This is a genomic window from Candidatus Ichthyocystis sparus, from assembly GCF_900078745.1.
Lineage (GTDB): Bacteria > Pseudomonadota > Gammaproteobacteria > Burkholderiales > 2013Ark19i > Ichthyocystis > Ichthyocystis sparus.
The window spans coordinates 13,667-29,712 of sequence record NZ_FKII01000045.1 but is presented as its reverse complement, the minus strand read 5'-3'; the positions used below and the strand labels follow the sequence as shown (position 1 = coordinate 29,712).

Here is a 16,046-nt window from a genome sequence, read left to right as displayed (position 1 = left end):
TCAATGTTCTGTATTTGTGTTGATACGCGTTTATATTTGTCTTGGCTTGGATGTGTTTGATAATAAAACCAAATTTGAGATACTTGTATTATTATCGTGTGAAAATCGATTAATTTAAAAATTTATATTATTAATAATAATTTATACTTACTGTGTAATAGTGTAATACTAAATTTTCTCAATCTTAGTATCATTATTCTTTTTTATAAACAAATTTAATATTTAGACCGTACTATGACTCCATCAGTTACTTTAGTTTGTGCAGAGCACGATTGTTTTAATTGTGATTATTGTGAAAATGATGTTAGTGGTCAGGATATATGCACAAAAACTTATGTTAAGGATCCAGAGGCAAAAGCATCTACAGAGGTAGGATTTTTTGCAGGAGATATAGATAATGAGACAAAGAGAGCCGCAGAAGCGCTTGTTTTGCTGTCATCTTCCTATAAGGTAAAAGAGGAAAGCGGAATAAAGATAGCTGCAGAAGCGCTTGTTTTGCTCTCATCTTCTTATAAAACGGTAGGAGAGGGCAAGCTAGAAAATTCTGCAAATGCACTCTTTACTTTATCGTCAGATTCTGAAAAGATTGATTCGTCGATCCATCAAATAGCGGATACGAGTTATAAAAAAGATATTAAAAATTGCTCAGTTCCCACTCATGGTTCATCGGTTGTATCTCGTGGTGATAGTGAATTAGATTTAGATGTTAGTGTATTACCTGAAGAAGAAATATACAGTAGTTTTTTTAGTATTGATTTGTTGTTTCGATTGTTAGTTAAATCTTGTGTAAATCAGTTGGTTTTTTCTTTGGTTAAAAAAGGAGTAATGTCGTCAAGTAACCTTTATATGACGGGGATCATTGACAATACTGTTAATAATATTTTTGATATGTATCTTTGTAAGATTTCTGCAATGAGTACAGTTGATAATTTTTTAAAGTGTTACTATGTCAATGGAACAAATTTAGATTATGTGAGAGGCGGGTTTTTGTCTGAGAGTGGCGTTGATTTGCTCAAATTAGAGTTTAGAGATGTTTTTTCTAATTGTAGTGAAGATGTTGCGAGAACTATCATATACTTTGATAATAAACACCTATTATCAGGTCGTTTAAGAGATGATATTTCATTTTCAATCACAGATTTGTTTAATAAATGTGTCAGTAAATTTATAGAGTTAGTTACGTCTGCCTCCTTTCTTAAAAGCATATTTTTCAGAAGTGTTTCTTGGTCTAATAAAAAGATTTTTTCTCCATTGGTGCAAACAATACATGATTTTAACAGGAAACTTTTTTGTGATATATGTTTTTTAGAGAGAAAATATTTAGTCAACATTATTTTTGATGTAAGGTTAAAGCATAAAAATTTTTTATATGTAATGGCGAAATTTCCAAAAATTTTTGAGTTGGTAAATTTGCATTTAAAAAAACTGGAATGTTTAGTTACTGATCTATTTAAGAAAGCGGTTCCAGCCTTGAAATCAGACGGTAATGTTGTAACTTTTAATTCTTCTGGTTTACCTAAACTAACGAAGGGAGTGATACATTCATTAAAGGAGGATGTATTATTTAGAATGTCTTCTAGAAAGAAGATTTTTAGGAGAAGATACAAGGTAGATAATTTTTCAGAATCAGATAGGTCTAGTTTAGCCATTTCTAGTAATGATTTCTATGAATCACTGAACTCTGTAATTAGCGATGGCAAGAATTATATTGGTAACGGGTTTAGATATTATCTAATGAAAATTTTTACTCCCGTCTGTGTTTTTGTGGCGTATGATATCAGGGAAATCATTGTTAATCTTGGAAATATATTGAGTTCACAGTCATGTTTTAGACTAGAGACTACCTTGCGTTGTGGAATGTTTAATTTGATTCTTTCTGTTTTGTCAGATATGGAATTTTTGAATGATGTAGATACTAAATTTGGCGAAGTTTCTCTACATGTAGGAATGAATATACACGATGTTTGTGCTGAAATGTTTGCCAACAATTTAATTGATAATGTAAAGAATGGTGTCAGTAGTTTGTTTACTTTTGAATTGTTTGTGGATATTTTTCCTAAAAAGATATCAGTTCTTAGTGAGGATAATAGTAAAATTAAACGGATTACTAATGATATGATTCATGACATATTCAAAACTTATGTTGATGTTTTTAGAGAAAAGGTACAAAGTGTTTTGATATATCCCGAGTTTTTAAATTTTTATATTGAAAATACCCTTTTTACAAAATTTGATGGATTTGATTTTTGTGTATCTAATGCAGATATATCAAAAATTAATTCTGTAAAATTGGAATTGCTTTACAAAATTATAAGGGAAATTGATAGGTCAAATTACATAAATATTATGCATGCTAGAAGGTCAGATTTTTTTGTGTCTGGTAAGAAAACAAATTCTTTATTGAATGATAATAAACTGGAAATAGTCAAATTCATGCCGTGGTTGCGTGACGAAATTAAAGCAATGATTACTAAATCAACTTTGGTTTTGGACTCTGGAGTAGTATCGGAATTGGGAGAACCTCTAGTAGATCAATTATTAGAGATAATATCTAATTCCGTAATGAATGAATGTGTCTCTACCGTGAGAGATGTAATTTGTGTTGATAAAAGTCGTATTTCCGCTGATAAAAGCAATCTTAAAAGCAAGTAAGGTAAAAATAAATGATTATCCTGTATGCTAAGAGCAATTGTTACTAGTGGTTGTGTTTACATCTTTCTCGTTATGTAATATATGGTGTTTCTACATATAGCTTTTGTGTATTTATACAATCTAGTTTTACTTACTTATAAGTTAATAGTTGAACGATATTATGAGCCCATCAATTACTTTATTACCTACAGCAGATGATCGCAATAATTTAGATTGTTGTGAAAATGAAATTATTGACACAGATTGTAATGATATTGGTGTAGGAAATGTTGGTATTGAAGAAGTGGCAATCGATATCGATGAAATAATTAAAAGAACAGAAGCTGCAGAAGCTCTTGTTTTGCTATCAGAGTGTCCTAAAAAAATGGACACCTACCAGCAAGAAGCTTATTGCCAACCCAAAGACATGGAAATTGATTTGGAGTGTATTTCTAATTTATTGAAATTATCTTGTGATGATTATGAAGTTAAAGTAGATATAGATTTGATACCTGAAGAAGTTAACAGCAGTTTTTTTAGTTTAAAATTGTTATTTGGTAGATTGGCTAAAGCCTATCGCAAGCAATTGGTAGTATTGCTTCTAGAAAAAAATAAATACAAAAATTATGAGTTAAATATAGTAAACAATGTTATTAATAGTACTTTGCACGATTGTATTTATAATATTTTATATATTAATGTAGTTGATGAATTTATAAAATGTTTTAATATCGTTCCAGGACTAAACTTTCGTTCAATAAAAGATAATTTTTTATCCAAAAGTGATATTAATTTACTTAAATCAGAACTCGAAGGTATCATTTTTAGTGAAAGAATTACAGAAATCATTGGAAAGTTTGATGTTAGTAAGGTATCTGCAATTGATTTTGAAGAAACGGTTTCCCTTCTAGTATCAGACATATTTAATAAATGTGTTGTTATATTTATGGAATTAGTTACATCCATTGCATTTTTTAAAAAATTGTTTTTCAGAAGAGTTTCCTGGTTTGATATGGAAATTTTTTCATCAGTAACGCAGATTATATCTAGTTTTAATAGGAAATTTTTTTGCCAAATATCTTTTTTAGAAAACAGATACCTTTCCAGTACCATTATTGGTGCAAGAACTAAAAGTAAGTATTTCATGGATATTAATACAGATATTCCAGGTTTTTTTGAGTTGTTAGATTTACATATAAAAAATTTAGATCTATTAGTTACTGACACATTTAGCAAAGAAGTTCCAGTTCTTAGATCAGATGGTACTATAGCATTTGTAGGTACTTCTATTGTTCCTGAATTAATGAAAAAAATAGTATCTTCTTTATATGAAGATGTACGACATAGAATATATTATGGAAAGAGAGTTCTCAAAAGAAAATGTAAAATGGATAAATGTTTGTTACCATCTAATTTAAGTTCGATTGATAGTAGTATGTTTTATAAATCACTAAGGTCTATAATTGATGATGGTAATAATTATATAGGGAATGGATTTAGGTACTATGTAATGAAAATATTTGCTCCCATATGTATGTCGGTGGCGTATGATGTTAGGGACATGATGTCTGGTTATTTTGTAAATAAAGTCAGTGATCGATCATTTTTTATTCTAGAGAGCAATGTGCGTGCTAGTCTATTTGATTTTGTTTTTTCTTCTCTATCGGATATAGGTTTTTTAAGTGTAATAGATAATGCAATTAATGAAGTTTCTCCACATATAGGGATGAACTTGCACGAAATTAGTGAAAAAATATTTAGAGGTAATATGATCAATCGTGTAAAGTCATATGTTAATAGGTCAATTAATTTTTCAGTACTTAGAGGTATTCTTCCCAAGAAAATATTGTTACTTTCTAGAGCTAGTAAAGTTAGTAAATCTAAATATTTATATTTTAAGAATAGTAAAATTGTATCTAAAATAATAAGAAAGTCCGTTTATAGTTTTCATGAGAAAGTAAGAAGTTATGTGATAGATCGAGTATTTTTGGATTTTTATATTATGAATACTGTTTTTACAAAGTTTGATGACTTTGATCTTTCCGTGTCAAATGTTGAGATATCAAAAATTAATTCTGTAAAATTAGATTTTCTATGTAAGATTATTGAGGAAAATGATAGATTAGAATACGAGAAGCGTATTTTGTGTGAAGCTCCAGATTATAAATCGAGTATTGATGTATCAATACTCGACAAGCTTATTCCTTGGCTGGATGATCAACTAAGAGCAATAATTACAAGGTCAACTTTAGTTATGGGATCGAATGGAGTGGTATTAGAGTTAGGTGAGTCAATAGATAAGTTATTGGAAGCTATTTCTGGCTCTATAGTGAATGAATGTGCTAGAACTGCTGTAGACGTAGTTTCAGTTGATAGAGGTGTTGTTTCAATTTACAAAAGTAAACTTGAGTGAGTAATGATACTGTAAATATTATGTATTAATTGTTATTTGCAGAATTGATTTTGATATATCGTTTTTGATGTGGCAATCCTATAAAATATGTCTATTTTTGTGATAGTATTTACTGGGTGGTGTGACATATGGTTTCTATGTAGGTGCAGCATTTTGTGATGTTTTTCTACTTTTCTATTTGCCGCTGGACTGATTAGATCTAATAAAATCCTATCAGATGTGTTGTCTTATGTTGTCTATCTGGCTTACTTTATCATTGTTAACATAAAATAAATCAACAGATTAAACAATATGTTAGATATACACTGGCCCCTCATGGTGTTATCGCGTTCGTCTCGTTTCTTGAAGTTTGCTATGCGTTATTGTTTCGATTGTTTTTTATTCCAAAGATGAAGCTAAAGGAGAAATCGAAGTGGTAATAAATGTTATAGAAAAAGAGAAAAATGATGCTGCAGAGGCGCTCCTTTTATTATCATCATGTCCCGAAAGGGAACCTGAAACTGGGGGGGCACTTACTGTTCTGTCATCACACTCTGAGGGACATGGTGATGTACTACATATGGGTGATTCAAGTTGTGAACTTGAATCACAATCAAAGATTTGCCCGGAACATTCTTATAGTTTATCTGAATTGTCTTGTGTTGGTTACAATCCCAGCTCTAGCGTTGATCCCAGTTATAGTATCGATTTATCTCTTGAAGAAGTATATGCATATGCACTACCTGAAGAAATATATAGTGATTTTTTTAATTTGAGAATGTTATTTCGTGCATTGTTTGATTCTTATTGTGATAAGTTATTGTCGAGTATTTACAAAAATATACCGGGTCTAGTTGCTAAGATTGAGGATCTTGTAGAGGGAATTATCAGAGATACTTTTGCTACTATTTTAGATGGATATATCAATAATATTCTTTCAATGGATGCAGTTTATAGATTTTTAAATTGTCCGGGTATTCACCTTTCTGGTTATACTGAGGATGGTTTTTCGTCAGAAAGTAGCATTGCTTTACTTAAGGCAGAGCTTGAGTTGCTCATGCCTCATTGTGTGGAAGGTGTTACAAAAACTGTTTTATCCTTAGCTAACAGTGAGAATATAAGAAAAAATAAAAAAGTGTTGCTTACAGATGATTTAGTATCTGTAATCTCTTCTTCAATTTCGGGCACATTCTATAAATGTGTACCTATGTTTTTAAAATTGATTACTTCCTGCGAATTTTTAAAGATGGTTTTTTTCAAAAAAGTTCCTGGGTTTGACAGAAAAATTTTCTCTCCACTAGCACAGAGAATATTAAATTTAAATAGGAAATTTTTCTGTGAGTTATCTATTTTAGAGAACAGATATTTGGTGAGTATGGTTTTGGGTGATATAAAAAAGATTCCGGAAACTGTAAAGTTATTCGATTCATATGAAAAAAGTCTAAGAAATATGGTATGTGATGATGTATTTTTTGCCTTGAATACGTCAGATGATGTTGTTTTGCCCCTGGAAGACTGTGAGCCTGTAATAGAAGGGGTAGGTGCTTATTTAAGGGATGAGGCATCGCTTAGGATGACTTCTAGGAGTGGTATTTTTAGTGAAAAATTCCAAGTTGGTTTTTGGGAATCAGATGCTTCAAGTGGAGGTGGTGATGATTTTTATAAATCATTGGACAATGTAATTCTCAACAGCCCAAATTATATTGGTGGCGGATTTGTCTACTATCTAATGAGGATTTTTACTCCTGTATGTGTGTCAGTAGCGCGTGATGTTATTAAAATTCTTGTTAGTAGTGTAGGTAGTGAATTTGGTTCATTATCACATTTTAGGTTAGAGTCTGGTGTGCGCTTTGGAATGTTTGATCTTATTTTTTCTGTTCTGTTAGGTATGGATCTTCTGAGAGAAGTAGACGGCAAACTTAGGGGAGTTTCTCTTAGCATAGGAATGAATATTTGTGAATTATTTTACGATATATTACCTGACAATCTAATTGAAACTGCTAAGGAAGCTGTTATTGGCGCATTTACCGTTAAGGTGCTTAAAGATTTTTTCCCTAAAAGAATATCAGTTCTTGATAGTAAAGGTAAGAGTGTAAGTATGACTCTTACCGAAGCTAAGATTAAGCTTATGTTCGAAAGTTGTGCCAGTATTTTTGGTGGTAAAATAAGAAGTGTTGTAATGGTAAAAGATTTTTTAAGTTTTTATATTAGAAACACCCTGTTTAAAGAATTTGGCAAGTTCTGTGTTGCTGTATCGAATGTAGATATATCGAAAATTTCTGCTGTTAAATTGGATTTAGTTTATAAAATTGTTTGTAAAAGTGATAGATTAAATTACATGAATAGTGCTTTTCCTAGGACATCAGGTTTTTTTATGTCTGGTAAAGGAACAAACCTTAATTTGAGTTCTGATAAATTTGAAGTTGCTGAGTTTATGATGTGGTTACGTGAGGAAATTAAATTAGTAGTTACAAAACCGGTTTTGGTTTTGAGTCCAGATGGAGTAGTATCAGAGTTAGGGGAGTCGCTAGAAAATTTGTTGAAAGAGATTGCTAGTTCTTTAATGGATGAATGTTTATCAGTAGCTAGAGACGTGATTCGTGTTGATAAAAATCTCATTACAGTTGATAAGTCTATGAAACATAGGAGGAAGAAAGCAGAAGAGGAATTAAAAGAATAATAAAAACGTTCTACTTACTGAAGCACAGTCTGTGATTTCTCGTTTATTTTTTGTTAGGTATTTTTACAATCGCATATGCATACATCAAGTTATGTAATGTTTGCGAAATTAATTGTTTCGGCACTTTTTGAGTTGTTGTGTAATCTTTGTCATCCATGAGTGTGACATTTTGTGGATAGAGCTGATATTTTATATCTTTATAATTGGTAATTTAGTTTATTTGTTTATTGATCCATCTTATTAACTATAAATATACTTAATAAATGCGAATCTATGATTATAAAATTTATTATCTTTAATTGATTTTTAAGAAGAATTTTTTCAAAAGTGCTTTTTGGTGTAGCACTAAATTTTTTTTCTGGCACTAAAAAATATTAGATAGATTTTAGTGGAGTTTTTTGTCGTATGAGTTTTTTATAGAATAGATATTTGGTAAGTATTATTTTTAAGGTATACGATGAGAAAGACATAAGTGTTTTTCATCTATTGTGAATCAGATTTAATAAATTTTTTGATTGCTTATTTTATGTTTTATTTTGATGTATTTGATCTTTATCTATCAAGTTTTGAGACAGTAAAAAAAATTATAATTCTGAATCATTCAGGAAAATGATAGGTTGTAAATATGAGAAAAGTATTTTGTATGGAGTTTAAGATTTGAAATATAGTATTGACGTATCAATATTAGTAAACTTGTTTGTTTTGGCTGAGTGATAAATCAAGAGCAGTAACGGGGGTATTCAACTTTGCTGAAGGGATGTAATGGAGTTGTACCATCTCAATTAAGTAATTTAATTATTCATACTTTAACCATTACGTTATTGTTTTATTTGCAGTACTGTTTTTGTGATATCGCATTTAGATGAAGAGCTCATGATATAGAATATATTTATTTTGCTGGTAGTGGTGATAGTATTTATTGGGTGATGTAACTAAGATATTTGTTTTACATGGGTGCAGTGTATTGGTGAGGTGAATTGTATTTTGTGGTGTGTTTGTATTCTATTTGTTTTTGCTAAGCTGATTAAATAAAATCTAAAATCCTTGTTTGCCGGTCTACTTTATCATCATTAACATAAAATAAATCAACAGATTAAGCAGTATTTTGAATATACACTGAGGCCGGTAGGGTTGGGTATGTGTAGCGGTTGTGTTGTGGATCAACGTTGTTCCTAGGTTTTGCTATGAGTTATTGTTTCTTATTGTTCTTACTGTATTTTGTCTCAAGGGAGAGGTTGAAGGGGAAATTAAAGGATCGGTAGAGGTGGTAATGAATTTTATAGATGAAGAGAAAATAGAGGCTGCAGAGACGCTTGCTTTGTTGTCGTTGTGTCCTGTTAGGGAATATGAAGCTGCGGAAGCTTTGGAAGATGGGTTACCTTTACCTTCGTCTTTATCTTCATCTGAATTAGGATTAGCTGCTGGTGTTTTATCTGCTTCCCCTCCGGCTAGTGAAGGTGTGGTTAGATTTAATGTGATTGATACTACCTCTGAGTTGAGGGGGTTAGGTGGTGGATCACCTTCGGTTTCGCCGGCATCTTCATCTTCATATATCTATTCGTCTTCATCTGAATCAGGATGGGATGCTGATCTTTCCTCTTTCTCTCCAGAGTCACCTTTACTTTCCTCTTTCTCTCCAGAGTCACCTTTATTGACTAGAGAAGTTGGATTGCTTAAGGAAGGTGTTGCTTCTGCGTTGGGAGCTTTGGGTGAATCAACTTGTTCTGTAAGTGAAGCTGAAGCCACCGAAGCGCCTTCCGTGCTTTCATCATCCTATGAAAGAACTGATAACGTACGACATGCAGGTAGTTCAGGTTGTGAGCGAGAATTACAATCACAATTTTTATTGGAACATTCCTATAGTTTATCCACATTTTCCTGTCTCGGTGGTAGTTTCGAACCTAGTTGTAGTATTGAACCAAGTTATAGTATTGAACCTAGTGGCAGTGTAGAACCTAGTTGTATTGTTGGACCTAGTGGCAGTGTAGAACCAAGAACTGTCAGTGTAGAACCAAGAACTGTCAGTGTCGAACCAAGAAGTGCCAGTGTCGAACCAAGTGCTAGTGTTGATTCCAGTGTTAGTACCGAACCCATTTGTAGTACCGAACCCATTTGTAGTGTTGAACCTAGTTGTAGTGTTGAACCTAGTTGTAGTGTTGAACCCAGTATTAGTGTAGATTCTGGTGGTATTATTGATCCCAGTTGTAGTATCGACTTATCTATTGATGAAATATATGCATATGTAACACCCGAAGAAATGTATAGTAATTATTTTAATTTGGGCCTGTTATTTAGTGCGTTATTTGATCTTTATCGTGATAAGTTGTTGTTGCGCATTCATGAAAATATACCGGGATTAGCTCCGCGGTTTAAAGTTTACGTAGAGGGAGTTATCAAGGCTGCTTTTAGTGCCACTTTGGATAGTTATGTTGGTAATGTTTTTTCAATGGGTGCGGTTTATAGATTCCTAAAGTGTCCTGGTGTTCACCTTTCGGGCTACACTGAGGATGGGTTTTCATCAGAAAGTAGCATTTCTTTACTTAGGGAAGAGCTTGAGTTGTTAACTCCTCATTGTATAGAAGGTATCACAGAAACTGTTTCAACTATTATCTATGCTAAAAATAGGAAAAATAAAAAGAAAATTTTTACAGCTGATTTAATATCTTCGATCTCCTCCTCAATTGCAGGTTCTTTTTGTAAATGTGTACCTATATTTTTAGAACTGATTACTTCTCGTGAATTTTTAAAGAAGGTTTTTTTCAAAAATATTCCTGGGTTTGACGGAAAAATTTTCTCTCCAGTATCACAGAACATATTAAATTTAAATAGGAGATTTTTTTGTAAGGTGTCTCTTTTGGAGAACAGGTATTTGGTGAGTATGGTTTTGGGCATGGTTTTGGGTATTGGAAAAGAGATTCCAGGAATTGAAGAATTATTGGATTCTCATGTAAAAGATCTAAGAGATGTAGTACTTGATAGTTCATCTAAGGGATTGTTTTTTGCTTTGGGTTCGTCAGGTGATATTGTGCCACTGAAAGCTTTTATGCCTGTAATAGAGGGAGTAAGTGATTATTTAAGGCGCGAGATATCGCTTAGAATTACTTCTAGAAAGAAAGTTTTTAGGGAGCGATTACGAATACGTGGTTTTTGGGAATTAGATGGGCCAAGTGGAGAAGATGATGGTTTTTATAAATCATTGGATGAAGTAATTCTTGATAGCACAAATTATGTTGGCAACGGATTTAGTTACTATCTAATGAGGGTTTTTGCTCCTATATGTGTGTCAGTAGCGCGCGATGTTAATAAAATTTTTGTTCGTAGGATTGGTAGTGAATTGAGTTTATTAACCTGTTTTAGGTTAGAAGCCAGAGTACGTTATGGAATGTTTGATTTTATTTTTTCTGCTCTGTCAGGCATGGATATTCTGAGTGAAGTAGACAAAAAACTTGAAAAAATTTCTCCTCACGTAGGTATGAATGTTTGTGAATTATATGATGATATATTTTCTAAAAATATAATTGAAACAGTTAAAGAAGCTGTTATTAGCTCGTTTACTGTTGAGTCGTTTAAAGATTTTTTCCCTAAAACAATATCAGTTCTAGATAAAGGTAAGAGTATAAGAATGAATCTTGCTGAAGGCATGGTTGATTCTACATTCCAAAGTTGTGCCAGTATTTTTTGTGATAGAATAAAAAGTACTGCTATAGAAGGAGATTTTTTAAATTTTTATATTGAAAAGACCCTTTTTAAAGAATTTGGTGAGTGCTGTTTTGCTGTATCAAATGTGGATATATTGAAAATTTATCCTATCAAATTGGATTTAATTTGTAAAATTGTTAATAAAATTGATAGATCATATTACATGAGTAGTGTGTTTCGTAGAACACCAGATTTTTTGGTACCTACTAAAGGAGTAAACCTTGAATTGAGTTCTGATAAATTTGAAACTAGAGAGTTTAAGGAGTGGTTATGTGGGAAAATTAGATTAGTAATTACAGAATCGGCTTTGGTTTTGAGTTCAGATGGAGTAGTATCAGAGTTGGGAGAGTCGCTGGAAACTTTGTTGGAAGCGATTGTTAATTGTTCAATGGATGAGTGTTTATTGATCGCTAGAGATGTGATTTATGTTGATAGAAGTCGTGTTACAGTTGATAGGTCTAGGGAAGTAGAGAGGCAGAAGAGTAAAGCAGAAGTGGAATAGATCATAATAAAATTTTCTACATATGGGGGGCATGGTCTGTGGTTTTGTCTGATTTATTAGTTTTTTAATTATGTGTATATTAAGTTAATGATATTTGCAACGTTAATTTTCACGGTACTTTTTAAGCTATCGCGTTGTTAATTTGTTGTGTGGTCATTGTCGTCCATGAGTGTGACATTTTGTAGATAGAGCTGATGTTTTCTATCTTTATAATTAGTAATTTGGCTTATTTGTTTATCGATCCACCTTACTAACTGTAAATATATTTAATAAATGCGAATCTATGACTATAAAATTTACTATCTTTAACTAATTTTTAAGAAGAATTTTTTCAAAAGTGCTTTTTAGTGTAGCATGAAATTTTTTTTCTGGCACTAAAAAATGCTAGATAGATTTTAGAGGGGTTTTTTGTCGTATGAGTTTTTTATAGAATAGATATTTGGTAAGTATTATTTTTAAGGTATACGATGAGAAAGATATAAGTGTTTTTCATCTATTGTGAATCAGATTTAATAAATTTTTTGATTGCTTTTGATGTATTTGATCTTTCTCTATCAAGTTTTGAGACGGTAAAAAAAATTATAATTCTGAATTATTCAGGAAAATGATAGGTTGTAAATATGAGAAAAGTATTTTGTATGGAGTTTAAGATTTGAAATATAGTATTGACGTATCAATATTAGTAAACTTGTTTGTTTCGGCTGAGTGATAAATCAAGAGCAGTAACGGGGGTATTCAACTTTGGTTAAGGGATGTAATGGAGTTGTACCATCTCAATTAAGTAATTTAATTACTTATACTTTAATCATTACGTTATTGTTTTATTTGCGGTATTGTTTTTGTGATATCGCATTTAGATGCAGAGCTTATGATATAGAATATATTTATTTTGCTGGTAGTGGTGATAGTATTTATTGGGTGATGTAACTAAGATATTTGTTTTACATGGGTGCAGTGTATTGGTGCGGTGTATTGTATTTTGTGGTGTGTTTGTATTCTATTTGTTTTTGCTAAGCTGATTAAATAAAATCTAAAATCCTTGTTTGCCGGTCTACTTTATCATCATTAACATAAAATAAATCAACAGATTAAACAATATTTTGAATATACACTGGGACCGGCAGGGTTGGGTGTATCGGTTTTGTGTGTGTTACGGATTAATATTGTTCCTAGAATTTGCTATGAGTTATTGTTTCTTATTGTTCTTACTGTATTTGGTCTCAAGGGAGAGGTTGAAGGGGAAATTAAAGGATCGGTAGAGGTGGTAATAAATTTTATAGATGAAGAGAAAATAGAGGCTGCAGAGGCGCTTGCTTTGTTGTCGTTGTGTCCTGTTAGGGAATCTGAAGCTGCGGAAGCTTTAGAAGATGGGTTGCCTTTACCTTCGTCTTCTTTATCTCCATCTGAATTAGGATTAGCTGCCGGTATTTTCTCTGCTTCCCCTCCGGATAGTGAAGGTGGGGTTAGATTGAATGCGGTTGATACTGCCTCTGAGTTGTGGGGGTTAGGTGGTGGATCACCTTCGGTTTCACCGGCATCTTCATCTTCATCTTCATATATGTATTCTTCTTCATCTGAATCAGGATGGGATGCTGATCTTTCCTCTTTCTCTCCAGAGTCACCTTTATTGACTAGAGAAGTTGGATTGATTAAGGAAGGTGTTGCTTCTGCTTTGGGAGCTTTGGGAGCTTTGGGTGAATCAACTTGTTCTGTAAGTGAAGCTGAAGCCATCGAAGCGCCTTCCGTGCTTTCATCATCCTATGAAAGAACTGATAACGTACGACATGCAGGTAGTTCAGGTGAGCGAGAATTACAATCACAATTTTTATTGGAACATTCCTATAGTTTATCCACATTTCCCTGTCTAAGTGGTAGTTTCGAACCTGGTTGTAGTATTGAACCTAGTGGCAGTGTAGAACCTAGTTGTAGTATTGGACCTAGTGGTAGTGTCGAACCAAGAAGTGCCAGTGTCGAACCAAGTGCTAGTGTTGATTCCAGTGTTAGTACCGAAACCGTTTGTAGTGTTGAACCTAGTTGTAGTGTTGAACCCAGTATTAGTGTAGATTCTGGTGGTATTATTGATCCCAGTTGTAGTATCGACTTATCTATTGAGGAAATATATGCATATATAACACCCGAAGAAATGTATAGTAATTATTTTAATTTGGGCCTGTTATTCCGTGCGTTGTTCGAATTTTACCGTGATAAGATATTATTGCGTATTTATGAAAATATACCAGGAGTAGTTCCGCAGGTTAAGGGTCATGCGGAGAGAGTTATAGAATCTGCTTTTAGTATTACTTTGGATAGTTGTATTGATAATATTTTTTCAATGAAAGCAGTTTATAGATTTCTAAAGTGTCCAGATGTTCACCTTTCGGGCTATACTGAAGATAGATTTTTATCAGAAAGTAGCGTGGCTTTACTTAAGGCAGAGCTTGGGTTGTTAACTCCTTATTTTATAGAAAGTATTACAGAAACTGTTTCTACTCTAGCTTATGATAAAAATAAAAAAAGTAAAAGGAGACTTTTTACAGCTGATTTAATATCTTCGATCTCCTCTTCAATTGAAGGTTCATTTTGTAAATGTGTACCTATATTTTTAGAACTGATTACTTCTTGTGAATTTTTAAAGAAGGTTTTTTTCAAAAAGATTCCTGGTTTTGAAAGAAAAATTTTCTCTCCGGTAGCACAAGACATATTAAATTTAAATAGGAAATTTCTCTGTAAAGTGTCTCTTTTAGAGAACAGATATTTGGTGAGTATGGTTTTGGGTACTGTTTTGGGTGCTATTGGAAAAGATATTCCAGGAATTACAGGATTATTAGATTCGTATAAAAAGAGTCTAAGAGATGTGGTACTTGGTGGTGTATCTAGGGGATTATTTTTTGCTTTGGATTCGTCAAATAATGTTGTCCCCCTGGGAGATTTTAAACCCGTAATAGAAGGAGTATGTGATTACTTAAGCCATGAGACATTGCTTAGAACTACTTCTAGGAAGAGGGTTTTTAGGGACAGATTCAGAATACGTGATTTTGCTGAATTAGATGGTTCAGGTGGGGGTAGTGTTGGTTTTTATAAATCATTAGATGGTGTGATTCTTGATGGCAAAAATTATATTGGTAATGGATTTAGTTACTATCTGATGAGGATTTTTACTCCTGTATGTGTATCAATGGCGCGCGATTTTAGTAAAATTTTTGCTTCTAGTGTAAGTGGCGAATTGAGCTCACTGACCTGTTTTAGGTTAGAGTCCGCCGTGCGTTCTGGAATGTTTGATTTTATTTTTTCTTTTCTTTCAGGTATACATTTTCTGAGAGAGATAGACAACAATCTTGAAAAAATTTCTCCTCATGTAGGTATGAATGTTTGTGAATTATATGACGATATATTTTCTGTAAATTTAATTGAAATTTTGAAGGAAGATGTTATTAGCGCATTCACTGTTACGTTGTTTAAAGGTTTTCTTCCTAAAAAAATATCAACTATTGATAGTGGAGGTAAAAGTATAAGTACGAGTCTTACTGAAGATGTGATTAATTATATATTTGAAAGTTGTGCCAGTATTTTTTGTGAGAAAATAAGAAACATTGTAATAGAAAAAGATCTTTTAGTTTTTTATATTAAAAATACACTTTTTAAAGAATTTGGTGAATGCTGTTTTACTATATCAAATGTAGATATATCGAGACTTTATCCTGTAAAATTGGATTTGATTTGTAAGATTGTTGATAAAATTGATAGATTATATTACATGAGTAAAGTGTTTCATGCAAAACCAAGTTTTTTTATGCCTGATAAATGGGCAAACTGTAATTTGAGTTCTGATAAGATTGGAACTAGTGAGTTTATGCTGTGGTTACGTGAAGAAATTAAATTATTAGTTACAAGATCTACTTTGGTTTTGAATTCAGATGGAGTGGTATCAAAATTGGGAGGATCGCTGGAAACTTTGTTGGAAGCGATTGCTAATTCTTTAATGGATGAATGTTTATTGGTCGCTAGAGATGTAATTTATGTTGATAAAAATCGCGTTACAGTTGATAGATCTAGGGAAGTAGTGAAACAGAAGAGAAAGCTGAAGAGTAATTAAGAGCTCTACGTACTGAGACATAGCTTGTGGTATTGATTTATTGTTTGTT

The 16,046-nt window shown here is 32.3% G+C and carries 5 protein-coding genes; all 5 read left to right on the top strand.

Annotated elements, in window-relative coordinates; genetic code table 11:
• Nucleotides 1-234: 234 nt before the first annotated feature.
• On the top strand, nt 235-2,652 hold the full coding sequence (locus A6733_RS02265; protein ID WP_092411213.1) for a hypothetical protein: 2,418 nt from the start codon (nt 235-237) through the stop codon (nt 2,650-2,652).
• Nucleotides 2,653-2,812: 160 nt separating this feature from the next.
• A complete protein-coding gene (locus tag A6733_RS02260) occupies nt 2,813-5,044 on the top strand; it encodes a hypothetical protein (RefSeq protein WP_092411214.1) in 2,232 nt (743 codons plus the stop codon).
• A gap of 412 nt (nt 5,045-5,456) precedes the next feature.
• Complete coding sequence (locus A6733_RS02255; RefSeq protein ID WP_092460343.1) at nt 5,457-7,703, top strand: hypothetical protein; 2,247 nt, start codon at nt 5,457-5,459, stop codon at nt 7,701-7,703.
• Nucleotides 7,704-8,853: 1,150 nt separating this feature from the next.
• Nucleotides 8,854-11,904: a hypothetical protein gene (locus tag A6733_RS02250; RefSeq protein WP_092460341.1), complete on the top strand. Its 3,051-nt coding sequence runs from the start codon at nt 8,854-8,856 to the stop codon at nt 11,902-11,904.
• A gap of 1,147 nt (nt 11,905-13,051) precedes the next feature.
• Nucleotides 13,052-15,997, top strand: coding sequence for a hypothetical protein (locus A6733_RS02245; RefSeq protein ID WP_141663443.1), 2,946 nt, complete (start codon nt 13,052-13,054; stop codon nt 15,995-15,997).
• Nucleotides 15,998-16,046: the final 49 nt, after the last annotated feature.